The organism is Nostoc sp. MG11, assembly GCF_014904695.1.
Lineage (GTDB): Bacteria > Cyanobacteriota > Cyanobacteriia > Cyanobacteriales > Nostocaceae > Komarekiella.
Genome location: NZ_JACXXN010000015.1, coordinates 55,950 through 75,339, shown reverse-complemented (window position 1 = coordinate 75,339; position 19,390 = coordinate 55,950). Strand labels below are relative to the sequence as shown.

Sequence of the window (19,390 nt, the reverse complement as noted above, 5' to 3'; positions counted from 1 at the left end):
TTACAAATCAAAATCAAGGTCGAATGTTTGGCTTTCCGTATTCTCTTAGGTTTCGTGTGTAGATGGTTGGGGAGTCGGCTCTGTAAGGTTGTTTTGCTCAGGAGTCATCGGGGTAAAAGCTGCTTGTTGCGTAAGTACTTGTTGCATAGGGAATGCACCCCTTTTGAAAGCAAAATAGCAATCAATGATAAAGTAAAGCGTCTCCAGGTAACTTTTACCTAGTTGTTGTGATTCTGCAAATATGCGTTCACGGTAGCTATCTTTGATCCGAACCTTTTCTGCGGGCAAGTCTTGTTTCTCAGTCATTGTGATTAATATAGAATTCAGTTCTCAATCATCATTAGCCAGAATTGGGCTGTAGTGCGAACAATGGTTAGTAGATTCAGAATTGCTCTTTGCATGAGTATTCTTCTGGCTCACTTACTTAGAGGCGGTTACTGGATTCTTACTAATAATGACTTTCGCCATTTGTAGGAGTCCATTGGCATTAGCTTCCACGGGATTGTCCCGTATTTTGAAACCATTCTTTTCCAAGAGCTTCTTAAACCCAGGTAACAAACAGCCTCCACCAATCGCCCAAATCTCATCTCCAGTGTGTTTGGCATCAAGTGTCATATTCACTGGTTTCTTTAAATATTTTTCATACCAATCTTTCAAAGCGGTGCTGTAGACATCTTTGATATCAATGTCACGGCTGTACTTGGTATGCCCCATTTCTAAACAAAATCGAATCTTCGATACATCGCCAACTTTACCCCCATTTATATGTTTCATTTTTTGGGCAATATCTTCGATGAGAACTTCAACACCTGCGGGGAAGGGTGTATGTACTTCTCGCTTACCCTGGTTGTAACGAGAATACAGAGTCGTACCATTGCCAAAATCTAAAACAGTTAATTTTGGCGGGAGTTGCTGCCCGAACAATGCACCCATTCCCTCTGGCACAACTTTAAGGACTTCTATCTTCACGTCTGATTGTTTGCCAGCAAGAATTGGCTGATATTCTCCGTTTAAAATTTGTTGCAACTGTGATGCCAGACCAACATCATGTAAGCTGACGACCAGCTTTAAATGCCAGGCCTTACGGTGTGGTAGATGTGCTAATGCACCTAATAATGTCAACAGCGCATTGTTGATTTTGTTTTCATTGCTATCTGTGTTACGGTCAAAATGATGACCTGTACGGAAAGCCGATTCTCCAACGGTGTAAGCATTGCCGTTAAAAACTACTCATCCGGGGACATCTTCCATATCTGCCGTAGAAATATAGCTGGGGACACGAACGACTTCAAAGCCATCGACTAAAAGTTTCAGGCTACCGTAACCGTTATCAAAGCCAGCAGCAAAAATTTTTTGCAAGGTGTGAATGTTCGACATAAGGCGAAAGGCAATACGATTTGATTTGTGAAAGTTATCTGTTTAGGTGAGATGAGAGAACAGGGTTAGAGGAAAATGACTTACGGAGCCGTGATGCGTAAAGCCCCCGTGCTTCTAGCCGGGGGATATAAGCGAATAGGACAAATTTATTTGTCCGTCAAGCTTCTGATGAATTCTCTAAAAACATCATTTAAGCTACGTTCTTTCTTGTGGCAATATTTCACAAGAACCTCATACTCTTCATCTGAACATCGCACAGTTAATTTTTTCATGCCGTCATAGTGCCGTCGTCATGGGACAATATTAGCATGAAGACACTAAAGTTTAAGTTGTACGAACACAAGCGGAATAGATACCTCAAGCGAATGATTAACGCGAGTGGGGTTATTTATAACCATTGTATTGCTCTCCATAAACGCTACTACCGAATGTGGGGCAAGCATTTAAGTTGTGCAAAACTTCAGTCTCATATTGCCAAACTGAGGAAACATAACCCATTTTGGCAATCAGTAGGTTCTCAAGCAGTGCAAGATATTTGTCAACGCATTGAGAAAGCCTACCAACTATTTTTTAAACACAATAAAAAGGGGGTTAGACCAGGGGGTTAGACCACCGGGGTTTAAAAAGGTCAAAAAATACAAGTCATTCACCTCAAAGCAAGCCGGATATAAATTCTTAGGTGGCAATCGAGTTAAAATTGGGAGTCGGATTTATCAATTTTGGAAATCTAGAGAGATTGCGGAAAGTCAGAGCGAAGGTTTCCTACGATCTGAACTTCCCAAGACAGAGGGAAAAATCAAGACTCTGACTATTAAGCGCACCCCATTGGGTGAATTGTTTATGGTCGTTGTCGTTGATAGCATTGATGAGCCAGAAATCAAACTCACGACTGGTAGAATAGCGGGCTTTGATTTTGGCTTAAAGACATTCCTAACCTGCTCGGACGGCTCTAAAATTGAGTCTCCCCAATTTTTTAAGCAATCACTCAACGCCATAAAGATTGCGAATCGGCATCACTCTAAGAAGTTAAAAGGTTCGTCTAACAGGGAACGGGCAAGAAAGAACTTGGTACGTGCTCATGAAGACATAACCAACCGCAGAAGTGATTGGTTTTGGAAACTAGCGCATAATTTGACCAATAGGTTTGATGTGCTATGTTTTGAGACGCTAAACATCAAGGGTATGAAGCGTTTATGGGGAAGAAAAGTTAGTGATTTAGCGCTTCGAGATTTTCTAGATATCTTGGAATGGGTAGCGCTGAAAAAGGGTAAACAAGTAGTCTATATTGACCAATGGTATCCAAGCAGTAAAACTTGTTCTTGCTGTGGCCATGTTTTAGAATCGCTGGATTTATCGGTTAGGCGTTGGCGTTGCCCTTCGTGTCAATCAGAAAATGACCGAGATGAAAACGCCAGTTTAAATATAAAAAAGGTTGGGAGTTCAACCTTGGGTGTAGGAGATGTTAGACAGTCTCAGACTGCAATCTCTGTCTGATGCCTGAATCCCCCGAATTGAATTCGGGGGAGTGGCTGAAAGCAAGTTTCTCTTCATTCCTTTATGTATATTGGGGGTCAAGTAGGGTACAAAGTGAAAGTCAACAAAAAAATACCCTAAGCATTACCTATATATACCCTATACAGGTGTTAAATTGTCACTAAATTTCTAAATAGTATTTGGGACGTACATAGCCCAGATGTATACTCCATAAAGATTTTTGAAGAACGAGACAAAAATAACTTATTACTTGCTTACAGGTTCAGCTTTCTCAACTGAATTATCATTCACACCCAAAGTCAATTGCAAAGGAGTTCGTGTTGGGTATGCTTTAACTACTTGTCGATAAACATCATAGTTAGTAGGTAGCGTCTTCTGTGCATTACCCACTCCATAGCTTATTTGGTACTCGACATCTTTCAACAATTCGGGTTTACCTGCTTCTTCTTGAGGCTTTTTGCGTTGTTCAACTTTATCAACACTTGGTTTCGGTGGTAAAGTAGGCCACCACAATCCCCTGTCGTCTGGCCCAATCACTTTTCCTAATGGTTGTGCTCCATTTCGATTCAATACTGAAGTCTTAGCAAAGGTTTCAATACGAGGTTGTGACTCACTAGTTAGGTTATTGGCATACTTAATCTGCCAGGTGTAACTAGTGAGTGCTGTAGCTTCATACTGTTCAGTAGTAGCAGTGCTGCAACTAGTAATTGTGAGCGCTGTTAGTGCAGTCATCAAAGATGGTGAAAATTTCAACTTTTGCATTATCCCTAAGTTAATCTCGCTCAGCAATCACTTTTGATATTGGCGTGTACAATCATTGCTGCCAAAGTGAAGGTATTGCTGTTACCGAAAGTATTTTTCCTGTAGTCAGCCTGATAGCCGTCTGCTCACAATTGGGGCATTGGATTTTCACCTGAATTGCTGAAGGACGACCTTTATATTCTCCCATTGCTGGAGAGCCAGTAAACTCACTCAGTATTCCTTGCTGGCAATGGTAGCATTCAAAGATAATTTGTACCACTGGTTTATCACAGTCCAAGAATTGAATATGCTGACAGTTCTTAAGCGGTAACTCTTCTTCATTGCGGGGTGTATATTGGTGTTGCTTAGATTGAAGCGTGGAATCTGATTTGCGATCGCCTACAGTAGGGAGTAGCCCATCGCGCGTATCGACTTTATCTTTCTCTAAATGTTGCTCTTTATCAACAGCTTTTCTTGACGTTGCTAAAGGCATCGGTTGCGGCTCATTACTGGGGATAGGCTGAGATGTTACTTGCTGTTGCTCTACAAGTTTATAAGCAACAAGTTCAAGCTTTGGCCTTGGGGTGCTGTTTTTTAGTTGCTGTTGGGTTGGATGGGCGCTGTGTAGATTTCATTTTTTACTCACTATAATAGTTCTCTCTTATCAAGAGATATGTCGTATTTTAAGATTCGACATCAAATGATGACAAATTGAACTGCATAATGTACATTTTTTCAAAGCTCTATGTCGGATTTTGAAATCCGACACGGAAAATCAATATGAAGCAGATAGTTCTCTCACTTATAGCTAACGCAGGTGGAGTAGGTAAAACGACACTTAGTGTACACCTTGCATATGAAATGGGTCAGCGTGGTTTTTCCGTGGCAATAATTGACTTAGATCCACAACGTTCTCTGGATGTATTTTGTGGATTGCCACCTGCTGAAGTCTCAAATACTCTAGTCAAAGTATTATCTAAAGATTTTAAGGGTGATTGGAAATTACTTTCGGTTTGGGAAGAATCAAAAATTCAAGTTTGCCAAGGGCATCCATTAATGGCTGAGATCGCTAATGAATTAGTAATTAGGAAACGGGGAGAGTACGCACTTAGCGATCGCTTAAAAAATTACCCTTTACCTCATAACTTGGTGATTTTAGATTGCCCTGCGACACTAGGAATGTTAAATGTTAATGCTTTAGCTGCTTCGACTCATGTACTAGTGCCGGTGCAATTGGAAATGAAGGCTATTTCTGGTTCAGCAGAATTGGTGGAATGGTGTATTTCAACAGGTGATGAGTTACAGTTAGAACCTCGTCCACCAATTTTGGGATTTGTACCAAGTATGTATGATGATACGGTGGCAATGCACAGGCAATATTTAGAGCAATTACCGGAGATCGCCAAGCATTTACATTTGAAGCTTTACCCCAAAATTCGTAACTCAAATGAATTCAAAAATGCTAGTGCCCACGGCTTACCTTTACAAAAATACCGACCAAAACATGCTGCTTGTAAGGATTTTAAACAAATTACGGATGATTTAGTCGCATTGATTAAGGAGAAAAAATAATTATGGCTTTGCCTAAAATTGCTAGTAAATTTAGCAGCGCAATTCAAAAAACTGAGCAAGAACAAAAAATTACTGAACTTCAAGTAGAGATAGAAAGACTTAGAGCCGCACAATCTCCTGAATTAGAGAGTGAACTGCAAAAGCTACGAGAACAACTTCAAAATCAATCAGGAGAAGTACAAATTGATTTAAATCTCATTGACCCAAATCCTAATCAGCCTCGGCAGACAATTACACCAGAATTAATACAGGCAAAAGCACGACTACTTAAAAAACATGGGCAGATTTCAGCAGTAATCTTAGTACGGCAGAGTAATAGTCGTTACATACTGTTAGATGGGCAACTACGTACTGAAGGCGCAAAATTACTTGGTTGGAAATCTATTCGGGCTGTAGTAGTTTCAATGCCTGATGACTTAGATCAATCTGCACTGTTAACATTTCTTGGTTTTGAAGATTTGAACCCTTTAGATAAAGCTGAAGCAGTCTTCAAAGAAGTAACGAAGTCTCTTGAGTTAGAAATTGATGAAGTTTCTACAATATTGAGAACAGTAATTAAAAGAATAGAGAGAGATAACAACAGTAAAGAATTAGCAAAGTTAGTAAATTATAGTGCTGAGGAACAGGAACAAAGACTAGAACTACTCAAGGTTACAGATATAGAAAAGAAGTTATTGTTAGTACTGTTAGAGCTAGGTTTAAATCCCAGTTCTGTAAAAGCTAATCTTATACCAATGCTGTACTTGCCTCTAGATTTGAAACAGGCTATTCGGCAACAGGGGCTTAAGGGCGCTCATGCTCTAGCCTTAGCAACACTTTCAGTTAAGGCATTAGATATATCAGAAAATCAAGCTACTGATGAACGAGTTACAGCAACTAATGAAGTTTTAAAGAAAAATCTTACTGTTCCAGAAACTCGTGAATTAATTAGACAAATTAAAACTAAATACTTGAAGTCTCAAAAACCAGATTTGAAGCAGCTAAAAGGCATACTTGAGAAAGTAAATGAAATATCATCAGATTTGCTATCAAAAAGTAGTAGTGAACAACTTCACCAGATGCGCTCTCTTTTACAACAAAAATTAGTAGAAATTGACAAAGTTATTGCTAGTACAAAATAACTAAATATCTTAGCTATGTTAGGAAACTTGTTTTAGATCTGATTCGTAAACAAAAGCTTAAGATGCTATTCGCTTTACCGTATAGCTTGAGGATGCCCTTAACAGCCTCAACCCCATGCTTAATGCCATCCCCAAGTATTTGGGCATAGTTTGTGATGAGAGAGCTTTCCCTGTTAAAGTCTTCGCCATCGCTACTTGAGAATTCATTAACCGCCGCCACAGTCTTATAGAGATCGCCACAATTCACGCCATCCATTCCACACAATCGGGAGTAAATGCAATCAACTAGCCAAATTTCTCCGATTCAACCTCCTCAAACTCTACCATCACCTCTCAACGCTCGTCACTTGTGAGGGTGATGAGTATTACTTGTACCATCTCCATCCCGCACTCTACTCTTTGGGCTACTAACTGAGCATAATATTTAACTCGTTATCACCACGTATTACTGAGTTGTTCATCTGTGTCCATACCCCCCAATTATTACTCTCATCTTCATTATTGGGGAGGTAGACGAAAGATTAGATGAGGGCCTAATCATCTCTAGTCTTTGCTGAGTCTGCATCCTAGCTGCATAAGCCTCTTGATGCTCCCGCTTTTATTGGCGCTGCCGTTGTCGATACTCCAGTCCCTTCTGTGCAAACAATATATCCTCAGTATTCAACCGATAGTACTGAACCCATTGGCCATTCTCAACGGGACGACGAAACTCGGTAGATAATCCAAGTTGCTCTAAATACTGCCCCAAGATTCACCATTAATGAATCTTTCTAAAGAAATTAGCTAACACAACTAAACTAAGATTTGATTAAACATATTCTGTTTATAAATTTATTAAACCTATGAACACAGGCAAAAATCGACAGTTTCGCTTGGCATCACGTCCGGTTGGTGATATTACAGCTAGTAATTTTGAGTACCGAGAAGAACCGATTCCTCAGCCTAGCGATGGTGAAGTTTTGGTACGTACTATCTATCTTTCCCTAGATCCTACCAATCGCATTTGGATGAGCGATCGCCCACAATATATGCCGCCAGTTGAAATTGGGCAAGTCATGCGCGGTGTTGTAATTGGCGTAGTGGAAGAGTCAAAAAATCCCGATTTTCAGAAAGGGGATTTAGTTTCTGGGGTACTTGGTTGGCAAGATTATGCTCTGGCTTTGGGTAACACTGGTTTAGGTATTACTAAACTACCTCATCCTTTACCCTGCCCACTCTCTGCATTTGTCGGGTCTTTAGGTGCTACAGGTTTTACAGCATATTTTGGACTTTTAGATATCGGACAACCCAAATCTGGTGAGACTATAGTTGTATCAGCCGCAGCCGGAGCCGTTGGTTCTGTCGTGGGACAAATTGCCAAAATTAAGGGTTGTCGTGTAGTTGGGATAACTGGCAGTAATGAAAAATGCCGTTGGCTTGTAGAAGAACTCGGCTTTGATGACGCTATCAACTATAAAACAGCAGATTTAGAAACAGCATTAGCTAAATCATGTCCTAATGGCATTGATGTCTATTTTGATAATGTCGGCGGTGCAATTTTGGATGCTGTGCTAACCAAAATTAATTTGCACGCACGTATTCCTCTGTGTGGTTTGATTTCAACTTATAATGCCACTGAGCCTGTACCTGGGCCTTACAACTATAGCCAAATTCTCATGCAGCGAGCGCGAGTACAAGGGTTTATTATTCTGGATTATTCTTCAAGATTTGGCGAAGCAATCAAGGATATTGGGCAATGGGTTAACGAAGGAAAAATTAAATATGCATTAGAGATTGTTGAAGGTTTAGAAAATGCACCATCGGCTATTCTTAAACTATTTAACGGTAACAAAATAGGAAAACTAGCTGTTAAAGTTTCAGAAGAACCTGTTTAAGTGATTGATAAATTCTCCTATATTTTTATACCGTTTCTTTGCACGGCAGTCACTACCCTACCCTACGGGTTCTGCCAAGGAGTACGGAAAGCTACACAGAGCGGGTATGTCTTAGCTCGACTTTATGCCATTAAGCGGCATAAACAGCAATAAGTAGAACGGCGTGAATATTTGTAGTTAAGATGAGGCAGAATACAGGAGAGGAAGAGGGTTTTAGCTTTGTTTATCTTTCTTAACATGATTGTGTTTTTTCCCACCAACTAACTTAGCGTAAGTGCGTTAATCCCAGCGTCGCCCAAGGCACTCGACCCAATCGCACACCACAGACCTACACCCGCTTCCAAAGTTAACCCAAACCTGCCACCGCCCCACGCAGGCATTCCAGTAAGGCTCACCATCAGCGATCCCAACAGCCTCACCGACTTTGGCAACAAGTTCTTGTTAGAACCGACCTGCGCTTTCCAGTCCTTGCTGCAATCTCAGCTTTAGCCCCTTCCAGCCCTGAACAGCCTCATCTAATGTTTGGGGAATATCGTGTGTGTCAGTAACTGATCCGGTGATCGTGCCATTGTTGTGGATGATATCGATCAGGAATATGCGCGAAGTCAATCAGAAGGTGTGAAGATTACAACCGCGATCAAGACTGAACCTTGGGGTGAAAGATTCTTTTAAGTCACAGACCCCAACGGTGTCGTGATTCAACTCGTCCAGTGGGTTACTGAAAAAATAGGAGAAACAGCATGAACTATACCGTACCACCTCCGATGAGGATAAACCTCCGCCCTGCTACCTTGGCTGATTTGGATCTGCTGCGACATTGGGATGAGCAACCTCACGTGGTTAACTCTGATCCTAACGATGACTGGGGCTGGGAGGTAGAACTTGACCGCTCCCCCGAATGGAGGGAGCAATTGATTGCTGAAATTGATGGTCGTCCCATCGGATTTATCCAGATCATCGATCCGGCACGTGAGGATAGTCACTACTGGGGTGATGTTCCGGCGAATCTTCGCGCTATTGATATCTGGATTGGGGAAGAGACTGATTTGGGCAAAGGTTATGGAACCCAAATGATGCAGCTTGCACTTGCTCGATGTTTTGCTGACCCGCTTGTGACGGCTGTACTCGTAGATCCACTTGCCAGCAATACCCGCGTTCACCGCTTCTATGAACGTTTTGGTTTCCAATTTGTTGAGTCTCGACGATTTGGTAACGATGACTGCTTAGTTTATAGCGTGAACCGAGGAGATTGGCATCATGAAAGTGTGATCGCATCGCGGTAGGGCAGAGCCAGCAGAAGCAGAACGTTTTCGTCAATCTGCCAGTCAAAAACCTCAATTAGCCAATCTATGATAGTATTTATGTACTATTAAATCTTGAGTTTCCATCATTTTACGACGTTTCTAGCCACTTGGGGCGGCTTTGCTTACGGTGTTGCAATTCGCGCTAATCGCATTCCTCAATTTCTCAATAATTCATCAAAAGGAGCTAAAGCAATGGAGACAACCAAAACACAACAGGAGCCAACAATGAATACTGGGCCACAAAAGGAACATCAGTGGTTACAGAAACTCGTCGGTGAGTGGACTTATGAAACAGAGGCAATGATGAGTCCAGATCAGCCGTCTGAAAGAGCAACAGGAACGGAAAGTGTGCGATCAATTGGTGGACTCTGGGTTATAGCTGAAGGACAGGGCGAAATACCCTGTGGTGGTGCGGCAACAATGATAATAACGCTCGGATATGACCCGCAGAAGCAACGCTATGTAGGCACTTGGGTTGGGTCAATGATGACTTATCTGTGGTTGTACGACGGCGAATTGGACGCGGCTAAAAACATGCTAACGCTTAATTCTGACGGGCCCTCGATGACGGGCGATGAGAAGATGGCAAGTTACAGAGATGTAATCGAGTTCAAGAATGATAATCATCGGGCGATGACATCTCATGTGCTGGGCGATGACGGGCAATGGCATCAGTTTATGACTGTAAACTATCGACGCAAGTATTAGTAAAATGCCAAGTCGGAACGGAGGCAATAGCCAATGACTAGTAAACTTGCTCAATTTACCATCGGTTCTACCTATCTTGTTCTTGGAGAAGACGGTGATACCATTCCAATCCCAGTAAGCGATCGCTTTTTTGCAGAGATGGAAAACAAATTTGGTGACTTTAAGGGAAAGCGGCTCGTTTCACAGTTTACGTTCGATCAAGACTGGGATACCTGGGAAATGCACCCTGCCGGAGAAGAGTTTGTTTGTCTGTTTTCAGGTCAGGTCGATTTAATCCTGGAGCAAGACGGAGCGGAAAATAGGGTATGCTTGAGTACTCCAGGTGCTTAGTGCTTATGTTCTTGTCCCTCGTGGGATATGGCATACAGCTAAAGTTCATACACCAAGTTCGATGTTATTCATCACTCCTGGTGAAGGAACGCAGAATCGACCGAGAAGACAGTAGGTGCGCGAAATTCAAACGAACGCTAATTTCAATGTGAAGTTTGTCAACGAATACGAAGTTCTGTGACTCGAACATTACCTGTATCCGGTCGCATCAGCAGGTTTACCCACTTCCTGCACTTCACGAATATAGCGCCACGCATCTGGCTGAGAGCCATCGAGATCGGTAAAGCCATAAACCTGCGCCAGTTGCCCACTGGAAAGCGATTGTCCATTCCAGCACACCACTTGTGGATCACCAGCCAGATAGGCAACTGCACGCCCAACATAATGCGGCGTTTCAGAAATGATGAAGTGCGGTTCCTTTGCCGTTGCGCCCTGCCAGTTGGCTTCACTCACTCCAAAATGATCGAGCATGAGTTCCGAGTTTGTTGTGCCATCGTAAGCAACACAACTCACCCCATCCACTCCACCCAATCGGGCGCAGATGCCATCAGTTGACCAAACTTTTCCACGTTAGCTTCCTCAAACTCGACCATCACTCCCCACCTTTCATCGCTCGTCAGCGTACTGAGTAGTTCTTGTACCATGCCGACTCCTGATTCTACCTTTTGGACAACTAACTGAGCATAATATTTAACTCTCTCCCTCCACTTATTACTGAGGCTTTCATCTGTGTCCATACCCCCCCATTTATTATTCTCATCTCCATTATTAGGGGGTGTGGACGGAAGATTAGATGAAGGTCTAATCGCATTAACTCCATATTGTGTCTGTATTCTAGCTGCGTAAGTCGCGTTTCTTTCCTGTTCCTCCTGTCGTCTTCGTTCCTTTTCTTCACGCTGCTGTTGCCGATAATCCAGCACCTTTCGAGCAAATGCAACATCATCAGTATTAAGACTGTAATACCGAACCCGTTTCCCATCCTCTAACGGTCGCCGCGATTCTGTAGACAATCCAAGTTGAGCAAGATACTGCCCCAAAATCCACGAGGGGGATTCGTCAGGAGGAATAGTGAGATTGAGTATCCCCTTGACGTGAGGTGCATTGCGCTTGGAAAAATCCGCTAGAGCTTCAACCATAGCCTCATTCCCAGTAACCTCAGCCCCTGCTATCAAATCCATCAGTACTGCCCTTAGTCCTAATCGATGACGCATAAGCCACGCGGTAGAATGATTACTCCAGTCAGTACAAACAAATAGCCAAGCGAGCGCGTTCTGACTTATCCCGTTCCACCACAACAGCAGGCGGTGTTACAAACTCCCGTCCCTGGTCATCAGCGATCGCCTCCCCTGGCTTGGCCAAGATTGCCTCTAATGCCACAATCTTTTTAATCAACTTCCCGCCGTCGTCCTTCTCCACAAGTTCCGGCGTTACGCTCATCCCGTAGGTATCCTGAATGCGGAACTTCTCACACTCCAAAACCTCCTCCGGCTTTAAATAATCCTGATGCTGTCTGCTGGTGTAAGTCCTACTGTCAATATCTTTGGCATCGGCTACCTTACGATAATGCTCCTCATCGATGGCAATATCCGCTGCCTTCATCTACCGAGCAGCTCCAACATCTGCCCCGTCACCCATTGGAATAATTGCGTTGCCCATTTCCTCCAGGAGCGATCGCAAATCAGAGCGAAGATTTGTCCCATCATTCAAAGCGCGTTCCAACTTTTTGATAAAGCGCTTGCTGTCACTGACCATCATCAGTTTCTTACCCAACATCAGTTGAGCATGAAATTCGGCAACGAGCGCGCTGCTGTTTTTACCCTCGTACCAATGAACCTGACGGCCACCAGAACGATACTCGTTTTTGATGATGAATGGTTTTTCGCCAGCCGGACGCATTCTCAAAAAAACTCGATAGTAAGATCATCCAAGTGAGCATCAGCCAAAACAACCAGTTTGGCGTTGTAAACCAGATACTCCAACACCTCCAGAATATCCCCCCGGTGTGACTTGCAGGTTTTGGATTTTAGTAGGTGAGCAAGATATTGGCAGGCCTCATCAATAAATAGAACATCGTAAACCTGCAAATCACTCGCCATTTTATACAGTGAGTCAACAGTAATGCTGAGGGCTTTAGCTTTAGCCCAGTCACCGCAAGAAATCGCAGAGTACATGGCAGTTGGCAGGCGTTCGCTAAGATTCTTCAGTAAGTTGACACAATGCCCATTGTTCAAAAAGCTCAAGCCTGGGTTATCTCTTCTGATTATCGCCAAGATTTCAGTTTTACCGGTTCCCATATCGGACGCTAAACCAACCAAGCCAGATTGGGGTAAAGAGTAAATTGCTTGGGAAAGATAACGGGTATTGACTGTCACATTAGGCTTGAACTTACGCAGTCCTCTAACGCGATTGATGAAAAATCTTTGTTGGTACTCGTTTAAAGTAAGAGCATCAGCAATCATCGTGGTGACAGCTTTATCTGCTTTCTTGCCCAGTGCAAGAACCCAATCGTCAATCCCTTTTTCCGGCCCAGGCAATAACGCTACTTCACAAACACAGCCTTGTTGTAGGATAGCTTGACAAGTACGGTGAGTGGCTTGGAAAACCTGCCATTTGGTTTTGGGCTTGGTTTCGTAGTCGAATAATACAATGTATTTCCGCCCTGGTTGGGCCATTGGGACTAAATCAGGGTGCAGGCGTTCTAAATCTTCCTTGCCAATCCGACCATTCCAAATGCCGGGAAGTGCGCTCGCTGCAAATCCCAACGACAACAAACAACCTGCCTTCTTCTCGCCTTCGGTAAGGATTACAGAGATTTCGGGGTGTGCCATCACCCAAACCCAAAACCCTAACGCTTCCCCTGATTCGGTAACGGTAATCAGTTCTGGCATCGGCAAATCATACCGCAGAGCTACCAGCTTCCAGATATGCAGCGGTACTCGCAGATAGGTGAGGCGGTTCGGGGTTTTGGGTGGTGACTCGTACTTGATAGGCTTTTCGGTGTACTGTTGGGCTTCGTTGTCCCATTCCAAGCGCGGGGAATCTGGTTTCATCCTTTCCCAGCGCATTGGTAGCCAGTTGTTCAAGGGGTCAAGTCCGCTTACCCACCATGCACTCTCTGTGGCGTGGGCATATCTTCTTAAGTATCCGTCTCGTAATCGTAGATCGTTGCGTCGGGCGGTTTGAGGTAGGGCGTACAACAAATACTCGTATACTTCATTCCTACTTAGGGAACGGACATTTATTGCAGTGAGTACAGGGTCAACGGCGGAACCCTTCACCCATTGCTGGTAATGGTTTTGTGCTAAATCGTTGTTATTATTATTTGCAATTGCAGGCATATCCCCTCCAATATTTTTACGCATGAAAATGGGGCGGCACTATGGGGAATGCCGCTTTGAAAGCTTTTTAGGCTGGGGAAAAGTTAAAGGGAAAGGGTTAAAATTCTTCCTCCTTTCCCCTTACCCTCTTATTTCCCTCCGGTGTGTGGTCGGAAAGTGAGATTAATACGTGTTTTAACTACTTTGTTGGTTTTGGGAACTTGATGAAGGTGCGTTGATTGGCAACCAGGATGCATCACAAGCAAGCTGCCGTGTTCTAACCACAAATCAGTAGATTTGCCATTCCTGGGTTTGATTTGAAACTTGCGAACACTACCAAGACTCACAGATGCGATGGCTGGGTTAAGCCCCATTGATTCCTCGTTATCTGCGTGCCACCCAATCGAATCTTGCCCTGTGCGATACTGGTTGCCGATGACGATACGGAAGTTATAACCAGTCAATGCGGTGATGCGATGCCTGCGGCAACGTCAAGGACGAACGCGTAACCTAGACAGGGCTTCTGTCCAATTCAGGGGTTTCAAAAACACGCTGTTGGAGTACAGGTAATCACAGCCTGCATCACCGTAGATGCATTCCAGGCGAGGCACAGGGATAATTTTCCCCACCATTTTGATTTGGTTTTGCCGCCATTCCAGTTGTAGGCAGTGTTGGTAGAGTTCGTTTGCTTGTTCAGGAGTCAAGAAGTCGGGGTAGTAGGTGACGGGTAAAATTGGTGAGGATTCTTGAAATAGATTAAGTTGTTGCATGATATTTTCTCCATTCGTTAATTTTGGTTGGCACAGAAAACTTCGATCAGCACACTTTCGGGGTACAGCCCAACTCGTCCAAAGCGTGGGTCATGTATGCGCTCGATTTCGATATTTTGTTTGCGACACAAAGCACTTGCTTTGCGTCCCTTCGTACTCGCTTCCTTCACTGATATTTCTAATCCTTGTAGAGTAGTAAAACCGACAATGCTATACTTATGACCGCATGGAGTATTGAAACGATCTTGTTCAATTTCTAGTGCTTTCAGCCTTGCAAGTACTTCAGTTTGTTGCTGTTGTTGCTCTAATAAGCGCTGTTCTTGTTCTGCCAAATGTTTAGCGATCGCAGCGAGTAACTGTATTTGGGTCATTGCTGTCTCGGCAGGTGCGGCAGGTTTAGTCCAGCCCGTGATATCTTGCATCCAAGCGCGAACACCAATGGTGTTGAATGAACGGCATACCAGTCTGGCTTGTTTAGTGCAGTATCTCCCAGCATCGTAGGCGTAGTATTCTAAGATGATTGCGATTCCTTTGTCGGGGATACCATTAGTGCGCCACTGATTTTGGTTTGTGGCATCAAACCCTTGTTCCATCAGGATTTTAGACAATTTAGATGGTTCCAGCTTTGCACTATCTAACGCTTTGATAATAGCCATATCACTTACCCCAGCTAGTCTTGCTGTTGCTCTAATACTGGCCTTACCCCGACCGTCTGGGTCAACCTCTATCTCTTGTTTTATTTGTTCAATGATTTGGGCAATTTCGATTTGCGATATAGTACTCGCTCTGGCTTTTTCAAAAAATGGATCAGTGTAGTAATAATAAATAAAGGTAAAACTGCACTTAGTGAGCTTGTGCAATGAAGCTATTGCCAAGTAACCTGAATATTGAATTGGTCACAATGAAGCTGAATAAGTTGCTTTATGTTAGGGCTACATTTTCCAAATAAATGAATCCTTTTTTGGTGATTTGGATAGTAATGGCCATAGATTAATATTTGCCCCACAGCACTTTTCCATCCAGAGACTCTTTTAACTTCTATAATCTCCTTATCAGTCAAAATGTCTATTTTTTCAACAGGAGTATTTACTTCAACGACAGGATGAGACATTTTATTAATCTTTGTAAGAAGAGAAACTTTAACTCTCTTTTCTGGAGAATGCTGTCCTGATTGAAAATCTGAATAAACTAAACCATCAAAACTTTTGTATTGGCTAAAATGCTTAATAGCTTGCCTTGCCCTTTGAGTACAGCGTTTACCAGCTTCAAACGCATAATATTCAAGTATTAAGTAAACACCCTCATCTGGTATTTCATTAGTACGCCAAGAATCAACGTTTATCCCTTGCAATCGTATTTTTATTGCCAGTTTTGATGGTTCAGAATTAATTGTGTTTAAAGTTTTAAAGACTGTCCCATTACTTACTCCAGCTATTCTTTCTATGGCTCTAATACTAATTTTATTTCGACGGTTATAATCAACTGAAATTTCTTCTCTAATCTGTTTGATGATTTAGATAATTTCGATTTGATACATAATTTTTACTTGTGTGATTGGAGAGTACTTGCAGGGAGTAATTGGAAAATGTAAGGAGAGATGTTGCGCGCTTTCTCTCTGATGTGTGCGGTCGTTTTTACTTTTTGACTATTAGCCGTGGCTTCTTTGTGACAAACTCGCTTGCATATTGTCGATTATGTTCAGCTAAGAGATTAGCGGCACAGTCGAGAAAATGCTGTTCGAGGTCAGGGTTGAGCCTACCACCTGTAAGTTCAGCCAAAGTCTTCATTGCCTCGACCAAAGTTTGCAGTCGCTCCTCGACAGGAGAGAAAGCTGGGGCAATGGAATGATCTTTGGTGATTAAGACATTTTGGTTGAATGAGAAACTCATATAGCAGTCCTAATAAAACGTCAGACAGAGAGCGATTGCTAAAAAAGCACCCGCACCAAATTCTTTTGGGGTACAAAAGCTAATCGGTCATTCAAACTGGTGGTTTCTTTGAGTGCAGGGGGCATTGATTCGACGTAATAAAACCAAGACTTGTTAAGTAAGTAAATCCCCAGAACTATACGTTGTTTTGTCCATTGGTCATCGGAACGGAGCATGACGCGATCACCCAATACAAAAGCAGGTAATTCTTGGGTAGCGAGTTGCATTTCACCAGTGCCAATGATTTGATGTTCTGTGGTGTAGATAATATCCTCGTTGCAAATAACCGCATAAATCCATCGGTCTTGTTCCCAGCGAATACCGCAGCAATAACCGAATGTTCTCGTGGTGCAGATATAGACTTTCTCTAGTAAATTGACTTCAACAAGTGGGATTTCTTGACACCAGGGAGGAGAAAGATACCAGCACAGATAAAGTGTGTGATGAAAGTCAATCATGCTCGTCCCCCCAACAAGTAGTTAATGGCTTCTTTATCAAGAGAGGCAATGCGTTTTTTGAGATGTTGTGGTGGATTAGAGAGAAATTGTTTGAGATGCCAAGTTCTAACTTGATAATGTTTAGCAGAACGCTTTGTTGCTTTAAGCCAACCTCGTCTTACCCAAAAACAAACGGTTGACAAACTCAAACAAAGAACTTTAGCTATTTCTTTGCAAGAGTAGTTATCGAGAGTAGGGCGAACTGAGTAACCTAAACTGTTTAATTTCAAAGCGATGGCATTAGTTGACCGATGATATCCTCGTCTTTTTAAACTAGAGGCGATTTGTTTGACGGTATAAACTTCAGCCTTAGCCTCGATAATTGCTAGTTCTTCCGGTGTCTATTTGATAGTCATATTTGGCTCTCCAATTATTATACAGATATAGAATTGATGTCAGATTGATTTGGGAGAATCCGGGCGCTGATAGATTCAAAATCCACTTGAAATATATTCAAATTAGTCAGCATTTCCCCACTGTTATATAAGTCAGTGATGTGTTGTCTGATGGCAGATTCATCAAGCCCATCAGTAATATCTAAGTAGGCTTCACTGGTAATTTTTTCAATAACTGTAATGATGACTCTCATATTGGTAGTTCCTGTGTAATTATTAGAATGTTATAGAAGTCAGAAGTGATAGTTTTACTGACTCCTATATTCAGAAACGCGTTACATTGCCCCAGCTTTTGATGTTTGCAAGTGTTGCGTCCATGTCTTGATTGCTGTTAGCTCATCAGTACTATTGGCTACTGCATCAACTACTTGCTTTTGATACGAAGATTCAGCATGATTAGGATGCTCACACTTATCAGATGCCCAAGCTAAACACATAGTTTTGATAAGTTCATCAATCTTTTCTTCAAGTAATGAGCTAGGAAGTTCAACGTCTTGAAATCGCAACCACTCTTTGACCAAATCAAGTGGATAATCAAGTAGAGTGCGAATGTTTTTTACTCGCAAATCTTGTGGGTGGATTGGTTGAAGAACTACACTAAGTTTTGGTGTTGGTGGAATAGTTGAGGATGTGCCACCTAAAAGACATTGGATATCATGAATAATGCCTCCCCAGTCTGCATCTTTATTCCATTCCCTCTAATCTTGGTTTTTGTTGCAGCATCATAAAGATTGCAGAATACCGTGTTTTCTTCTCCACCAGTAGCAGCAATAATTAGTGGTTTATCAAAGTCTTGGAATAATGATGCAGCTAACAAAAAGCTTTTAGCAAAGTTGGTTTATAGACCAGTTTTGATAATATAAAGCTCATCGGCACTGACAACAATATCAAGTTTCAGGTTGTCTTTCCCCTTGAATTCTTTTGTCGTCAATCGCAGTGATGACAAATACCCAGTTAATGCACGTTGAGAAACTGGGATTTTCTTATCCTGTTCAATATTGAACTTATACCAGACAAAAGACTCCCCATTTATTTCACCCTGATTGACATATAAGTAAACAGGTTCAGGAGGATTGCAAAGACCGAGTTTAATTTCAGTGTTCATATTTCCTAAAGTGTGCGACAATAAAAGGCTCATAGTATGTAAGTAACTTTCAATACTTTGCAATCGTCTGAATAAACGGCACATATCCAGGCGATTGCTTTCTCATTGACGCTAGTTAAAAACGCTCCATAACAGCCAGTAAAAAGCCGTATCCAGTGTTCTGCACTTGGACTAGTTTTTTATCAAGCAGATATTGAACAATGGTTTGGGAAAACTGAATGCGATGTAAAGGAATAGAACCACCACTCCGACGTCGAGAACGCAACAATCTAGCTGAAGTTCGTTCCACATAGTTATCAACAACATTAGCCATTGGTAAAGCCTCCGGTTAATATTGATAACTGTTGTTGCAGTATTGCTATTTGACGTTGGTAGAAGTCAATTTCTGCGGTGATTTGTGTGAATAATTCCTGTGGAGATAGGGGTTGAATTTGATTCTCTTGCAAGTACAATATTTCGTCGGAGTTTTTGTCAGGCATCAGCGCATAACGCCAACCATCACCGAACTGTTCAGCCAGTTCTGTACCATTTGGGCAGTATTCAAGCCCCAGAATGATGCCCTATTGTGTGCGCTGTTCCAAGGTAAAACGAGGGTAGTCCCAATCAGATGGGATAGATATTGTCGGTTGCATAGATGAATTGGTGGTTAGTGAGGATGTGGTGAGAGGCGATCGCCCTGGATGTGAATAGAAGTGCGATCGCGCTTCGTATGTGTGAGAATTACGCCGCTACCAAATCCAAATTCGGCTCATATTCCCTCAGAAGTTGCCATTGGTCAGAATTGAGCATCTCAAACGGTCGATCTAACAATTCTTCGCAGTCAACTTCTGCATGGGGTAATGCTGGCATCGATAACC

General features: G+C 42.5%; 32 protein-coding genes and 2 pseudogenes. 8 read left to right on the top strand and 26 right to left on the bottom strand.

Features of this window, described 5'->3' with window-relative positions:
- Positions 1-45: 45 nt before the first annotated feature.
- Together HCR01_RS20775 and HCR01_RS20770 are read right to left on the bottom strand one after the other, a co-directional pair.
- Positions 46-306 (bottom strand): hypothetical protein, encoded by a 261-nt coding sequence (locus tag HCR01_RS20775; protein WP_193197972.1) that lies wholly within the window; start codon positions 304-306, stop codon positions 46-48.
- A gap of 114 nt (positions 307-420) precedes the next feature.
- A pseudogene (locus tag HCR01_RS20770) lies at positions 421-1,377 on the bottom strand (ParM/StbA family protein).
- A 308-nt stretch (positions 1,378-1,685) separates the two neighbouring features.
- Between HCR01_RS20770 and HCR01_RS20765 the strand changes: the two are divergent.
- Positions 1,686-2,871: pseudogene (locus HCR01_RS20765) on the top strand (RNA-guided endonuclease InsQ/TnpB family protein).
- 246 nt (positions 2,872-3,117) lie between these two features.
- Here the strand turns inward: HCR01_RS20765 and HCR01_RS20760 are convergent.
- Positions 3,118-3,603 carry a hypothetical protein gene (locus HCR01_RS20760; RefSeq protein ID WP_226889496.1) on the bottom strand — a complete coding sequence of 162 codons (486 nt, stop codon included), beginning with the start codon at positions 3,601-3,603 and terminating at the stop codon, positions 3,118-3,120.
- An 82-nt stretch (positions 3,604-3,685) separates the two neighbouring features.
- Positions 3,686-4,105 carry a hypothetical protein gene (locus HCR01_RS20755; protein ID WP_193197970.1) on the bottom strand — a complete coding sequence of 140 codons (420 nt, stop codon included), beginning with the start codon at positions 4,103-4,105 and terminating at the stop codon, positions 3,686-3,688.
- Positions 4,106-4,392: 287 nt separating this feature from the next.
- Here HCR01_RS20755 and HCR01_RS20750 point away from each other — a divergent pair, with 287 nt between their 5' ends.
- Positions 4,393-5,184 carry a ParA family protein gene (locus HCR01_RS20750; RefSeq protein ID WP_193197969.1) on the top strand — a complete coding sequence of 264 codons (792 nt, stop codon included), beginning with the start codon at positions 4,393-4,395 and terminating at the stop codon, positions 5,182-5,184.
- A gap of 2 nt (positions 5,185-5,186) precedes the next feature.
- Positions 5,187-6,305, top strand: coding sequence for a ParB/RepB/Spo0J family partition protein (locus HCR01_RS20745; protein WP_193197968.1), 1,119 nt, complete (start codon positions 5,187-5,189; stop codon positions 6,303-6,305).
- 57 nt (positions 6,306-6,362) lie between these two features.
- On the opposite strand, the gene HCR01_RS20740 is transcribed toward HCR01_RS20745, so the two are convergent.
- Positions 6,363-6,545 carry a hypothetical protein gene (locus tag HCR01_RS20740; RefSeq protein WP_193197967.1) on the bottom strand — a complete coding sequence of 61 codons (183 nt, stop codon included), beginning with the start codon at positions 6,543-6,545 and terminating at the stop codon, positions 6,363-6,365.
- Positions 6,546-6,903: 358 nt separating this feature from the next.
- Complete coding sequence (locus tag HCR01_RS20735; protein ID WP_193197966.1) at positions 6,904-7,053, bottom strand: hypothetical protein; 150 nt, start codon at positions 7,051-7,053, stop codon at positions 6,904-6,906.
- Positions 7,054-7,147: 94 nt separating this feature from the next.
- On the opposite strand from HCR01_RS20735, the gene HCR01_RS20730 reads away from it, so the two are divergent.
- Positions 7,148-8,179 carry an NADP-dependent oxidoreductase gene (locus tag HCR01_RS20730; protein ID WP_193197965.1) on the top strand — a complete coding sequence of 344 codons (1,032 nt, stop codon included), beginning with the start codon at positions 7,148-7,150 and terminating at the stop codon, positions 8,177-8,179.
- 260 nt (positions 8,180-8,439) lie between these two features.
- Here HCR01_RS20730 and HCR01_RS20725 read toward each other — a convergent pair whose 3' ends face one another.
- Positions 8,440-8,577 carry a hypothetical protein gene (locus HCR01_RS20725; RefSeq protein WP_193197964.1) on the bottom strand — a complete coding sequence of 46 codons (138 nt, stop codon included), beginning with the start codon at positions 8,575-8,577 and terminating at the stop codon, positions 8,440-8,442.
- 175 nt (positions 8,578-8,752) lie between these two features.
- Here HCR01_RS20725 and HCR01_RS40815 point away from each other — a divergent pair, with 175 nt between their 5' ends.
- The 4 genes from HCR01_RS40815 (at position 8,753) to HCR01_RS20710 (ending at position 10,521) form a co-directional block, all read left to right on the top strand.
- Positions 8,753-8,851: a hypothetical protein gene (locus HCR01_RS40815; RefSeq protein ID WP_413773957.1), complete on the top strand. Its 99-nt coding sequence runs from the start codon at positions 8,753-8,755 to the stop codon at positions 8,849-8,851.
- A gap of 68 nt (positions 8,852-8,919) precedes the next feature.
- Positions 8,920-9,462 carry a GNAT family N-acetyltransferase gene (locus HCR01_RS20720; protein ID WP_193197963.1) on the top strand — a complete coding sequence of 181 codons (543 nt, stop codon included), beginning with the start codon at positions 8,920-8,922 and terminating at the stop codon, positions 9,460-9,462.
- A 93-nt stretch (positions 9,463-9,555) separates the two neighbouring features.
- Positions 9,556-10,191 carry a DUF1579 domain-containing protein gene (locus HCR01_RS20715; RefSeq protein ID WP_226889495.1) on the top strand — a complete coding sequence of 212 codons (636 nt, stop codon included), beginning with the start codon at positions 9,556-9,558 and terminating at the stop codon, positions 10,189-10,191.
- 33 nt (positions 10,192-10,224) lie between these two features.
- Positions 10,225-10,521 (top strand): cupin domain-containing protein, encoded by a 297-nt coding sequence (locus tag HCR01_RS20710; RefSeq protein ID WP_193197962.1) that lies wholly within the window; start codon positions 10,225-10,227, stop codon positions 10,519-10,521.
- Between the two features lie 189 nt (positions 10,522-10,710).
- Here the strand turns inward: HCR01_RS20710 and HCR01_RS20705 are convergent, their stop codons facing one another.
- From HCR01_RS20705 to HCR01_RS40065, 19 genes are all read right to left on the bottom strand, one after another.
- On the bottom strand, positions 10,711-10,992 hold the full coding sequence (locus HCR01_RS20705) for a hypothetical protein (protein ID WP_226889494.1): 282 nt from the start codon (positions 10,990-10,992) through the stop codon (positions 10,711-10,713).
- A 38-nt stretch (positions 10,993-11,030) separates the two neighbouring features.
- Positions 11,031-11,732: a hypothetical protein gene (locus tag HCR01_RS38905; RefSeq protein ID WP_226889493.1), complete on the bottom strand. Its 702-nt coding sequence runs from the start codon at positions 11,730-11,732 to the stop codon at positions 11,031-11,033.
- A gap of 28 nt (positions 11,733-11,760) precedes the next feature.
- On the bottom strand, positions 11,761-12,120 hold the full coding sequence (locus HCR01_RS38900) for a hypothetical protein (RefSeq protein ID WP_226889492.1): 360 nt from the start codon (positions 12,118-12,120) through the stop codon (positions 11,761-11,763).
- The gene (locus tag HCR01_RS38895) at positions 12,121-12,417 is read right to left on the bottom strand and encodes a hypothetical protein (RefSeq protein ID WP_226889491.1); all 297 of its coding nucleotides are present in this window, start codon (positions 12,415-12,417) and stop codon (positions 12,121-12,123) included.
- Between the two features lie 2 nt (positions 12,418-12,419).
- Positions 12,420-13,859, bottom strand: a complete 1,440-nt coding sequence (locus HCR01_RS38890; protein ID WP_226889490.1) for a DUF3854 domain-containing protein — start codon at positions 13,857-13,859, stop codon at positions 12,420-12,422.
- A gap of 128 nt (positions 13,860-13,987) precedes the next feature.
- Positions 13,988-14,302: an alpha-ketoglutarate-dependent dioxygenase AlkB family protein gene (locus tag HCR01_RS38885; protein ID WP_226889489.1), complete on the bottom strand. Its 315-nt coding sequence runs from the start codon at positions 14,300-14,302 to the stop codon at positions 13,988-13,990.
- A 27-nt stretch (positions 14,303-14,329) separates the two neighbouring features.
- Positions 14,330-14,608, bottom strand: coding sequence for an alpha-ketoglutarate-dependent dioxygenase AlkB (locus HCR01_RS38880; protein WP_226889488.1), 279 nt, complete (start codon positions 14,606-14,608; stop codon positions 14,330-14,332).
- 17 nt (positions 14,609-14,625) lie between these two features.
- A complete protein-coding gene (locus HCR01_RS20690) occupies positions 14,626-15,483 on the bottom strand; it encodes a hypothetical protein (RefSeq protein ID WP_226889487.1) in 858 nt (285 codons plus the stop codon).
- Positions 15,474-15,959 carry a hypothetical protein gene (locus HCR01_RS20685; protein WP_193197961.1) on the bottom strand — a complete coding sequence of 162 codons (486 nt, stop codon included), beginning with the start codon at positions 15,957-15,959 and terminating at the stop codon, positions 15,474-15,476. The genes HCR01_RS20690 and HCR01_RS20685 overlap by 10 nt, the downstream gene beginning before the upstream one ends.
- Positions 15,960-16,242: 283 nt before the next feature.
- Positions 16,243-16,497, bottom strand: a complete 255-nt coding sequence (locus tag HCR01_RS20680; protein WP_193197960.1) for a hypothetical protein — start codon at positions 16,495-16,497, stop codon at positions 16,243-16,245.
- A 38-nt stretch (positions 16,498-16,535) separates the two neighbouring features.
- Complete coding sequence (locus tag HCR01_RS20675; RefSeq protein ID WP_193197959.1) at positions 16,536-16,994, bottom strand: DUF1392 family protein; 459 nt, start codon at positions 16,992-16,994, stop codon at positions 16,536-16,538.
- On the bottom strand, positions 16,991-17,182 hold the full coding sequence (locus tag HCR01_RS20670) for a hypothetical protein (protein WP_226889486.1): 192 nt from the start codon (positions 17,180-17,182) through the stop codon (positions 16,991-16,993). Before HCR01_RS20670 ends, HCR01_RS20675 begins: the two co-directional genes overlap by 4 nt.
- 224 nt (positions 17,183-17,406) lie before the next feature.
- The gene (locus HCR01_RS20665) at positions 17,407-17,622 is read right to left on the bottom strand and encodes a hypothetical protein (RefSeq protein ID WP_193197958.1); all 216 of its coding nucleotides are present in this window, start codon (positions 17,620-17,622) and stop codon (positions 17,407-17,409) included.
- An 81-nt stretch (positions 17,623-17,703) separates the two neighbouring features.
- A complete protein-coding gene (locus HCR01_RS40480) occupies positions 17,704-17,994 on the bottom strand; it encodes a hypothetical protein (RefSeq protein WP_320073146.1) in 291 nt (96 codons plus the stop codon).
- 71 nt (positions 17,995-18,065) lie between these two features.
- Positions 18,066-18,245: a hypothetical protein gene (locus HCR01_RS40475; protein ID WP_320073145.1), complete on the bottom strand. Its 180-nt coding sequence runs from the start codon at positions 18,243-18,245 to the stop codon at positions 18,066-18,068.
- Positions 18,246-18,266: 21 nt separating this feature from the next.
- Complete coding sequence (locus HCR01_RS40470; protein WP_320073144.1) at positions 18,267-18,533, bottom strand: hypothetical protein; 267 nt, start codon at positions 18,531-18,533, stop codon at positions 18,267-18,269.
- Between the two features lie 115 nt (positions 18,534-18,648).
- Complete coding sequence (locus tag HCR01_RS20655) at positions 18,649-18,846, bottom strand: hypothetical protein (RefSeq protein ID WP_193197957.1); 198 nt, start codon at positions 18,844-18,846, stop codon at positions 18,649-18,651.
- Complete coding sequence (locus tag HCR01_RS38875; RefSeq protein ID WP_226889485.1) at positions 18,839-19,012, bottom strand: hypothetical protein; 174 nt, start codon at positions 19,010-19,012, stop codon at positions 18,839-18,841. The genes HCR01_RS20655 and HCR01_RS38875 overlap by 8 nt, the downstream gene beginning before the upstream one ends.
- A 241-nt stretch (positions 19,013-19,253) precedes the next feature.
- Positions 19,254-19,382, bottom strand: a complete 129-nt coding sequence (locus tag HCR01_RS40065; protein ID WP_264299929.1) for a hypothetical protein — start codon at positions 19,380-19,382, stop codon at positions 19,254-19,256.
- Positions 19,383-19,390: the final 8 nt, after the last annotated feature.

Coding starts and splice junctions, on each gene's coding strand:
- HCR01_RS20745 (WP_193197968.1), top strand. CDS start 5,187: ATGGCTTTGCCTAAAATTGCTAGTAAATTTAGCAGCGCAATTCAAAAA.
- HCR01_RS40065 (WP_264299929.1), bottom strand. CDS start 19,382: ATGCCAGCATTACCCCATGCAGAAGTTGACTGCGAAGAATTGTTAGAT.
- HCR01_RS20655 (WP_193197957.1), bottom strand. CDS start 18,846: ATGGCTAATGTTGTTGATAACTATGTGGAACGAACTTCAGCTAGATTG.
- HCR01_RS38900 (WP_226889492.1), bottom strand. CDS start 12,120: ATGAAGGCAGCGGATATTGCCATCGATGAGGAGCATTATCGTAAGGTA.
- HCR01_RS38890 (WP_226889490.1), bottom strand. CDS start 13,859: ATGCCTGCAATTGCAAATAATAATAACAACGATTTAGCACAAAACCAT.
- HCR01_RS38875 (WP_226889485.1), bottom strand. CDS start 19,012: ATGCCTGACAAAAACTCCGACGAAATATTGTACTTGCAAGAGAATCAA.
- HCR01_RS40470 (WP_320073144.1), bottom strand. CDS start 18,533: ATGAACACTGAAATTAAACTCGGTCTTTGCAATCCTCCTGAACCTGTT.
- HCR01_RS20680 (WP_193197960.1), bottom strand. CDS start 16,497: ATGAGTTTCTCATTCAACCAAAATGTCTTAATCACCAAAGATCATTCC.
- HCR01_RS20675 (WP_193197959.1), bottom strand. CDS start 16,994: ATGATTGACTTTCATCACACACTTTATCTGTGCTGGTATCTTTCTCCT.
- HCR01_RS20750 (WP_193197969.1), top strand. CDS start 4,393: ATGAAGCAGATAGTTCTCTCACTTATAGCTAACGCAGGTGGAGTAGGT.
- HCR01_RS20665 (WP_193197958.1), bottom strand. CDS start 17,622: ATGAGAGTCATCATTACAGTTATTGAAAAAATTACCAGTGAAGCCTAC.
- HCR01_RS20705 (WP_226889494.1), bottom strand. CDS start 10,992: ATGCTCGATCATTTTGGAGTGAGTGAAGCCAACTGGCAGGGCGCAACG.
- HCR01_RS20760 (WP_226889496.1), bottom strand. CDS start 3,603: ATGACTGCACTAACAGCGCTCACAATTACTAGTTGCAGCACTGCTACT.
- HCR01_RS20720 (WP_193197963.1), top strand. CDS start 8,920: ATGAACTATACCGTACCACCTCCGATGAGGATAAACCTCCGCCCTGCT.
- HCR01_RS38895 (WP_226889491.1), bottom strand. CDS start 12,417: ATGCGTCCGGCTGGCGAAAAACCATTCATCATCAAAAACGAGTATCGT.
- HCR01_RS20730 (WP_193197965.1), top strand. CDS start 7,148: ATGAACACAGGCAAAAATCGACAGTTTCGCTTGGCATCACGTCCGGTT.
- HCR01_RS38905 (WP_226889493.1), bottom strand. CDS start 11,732: ATGCGTCATCGATTAGGACTAAGGGCAGTACTGATGGATTTGATAGCA.
- HCR01_RS38880 (WP_226889488.1), bottom strand. CDS start 14,608: ATGCAACAACTTAATCTATTTCAAGAATCCTCACCAATTTTACCCGTC.
- HCR01_RS20775 (WP_193197972.1), bottom strand. CDS start 306: ATGACTGAGAAACAAGACTTGCCCGCAGAAAAGGTTCGGATCAAAGAT.
- HCR01_RS20725 (WP_193197964.1), bottom strand. CDS start 8,577: ATGGTGAGCCTTACTGGAATGCCTGCGTGGGGCGGTGGCAGGTTTGGG.
- HCR01_RS20755 (WP_193197970.1), bottom strand. CDS start 4,105: ATGCCTTTAGCAACGTCAAGAAAAGCTGTTGATAAAGAGCAACATTTA.
- HCR01_RS20710 (WP_193197962.1), top strand. CDS start 10,225: ATGACTAGTAAACTTGCTCAATTTACCATCGGTTCTACCTATCTTGTT.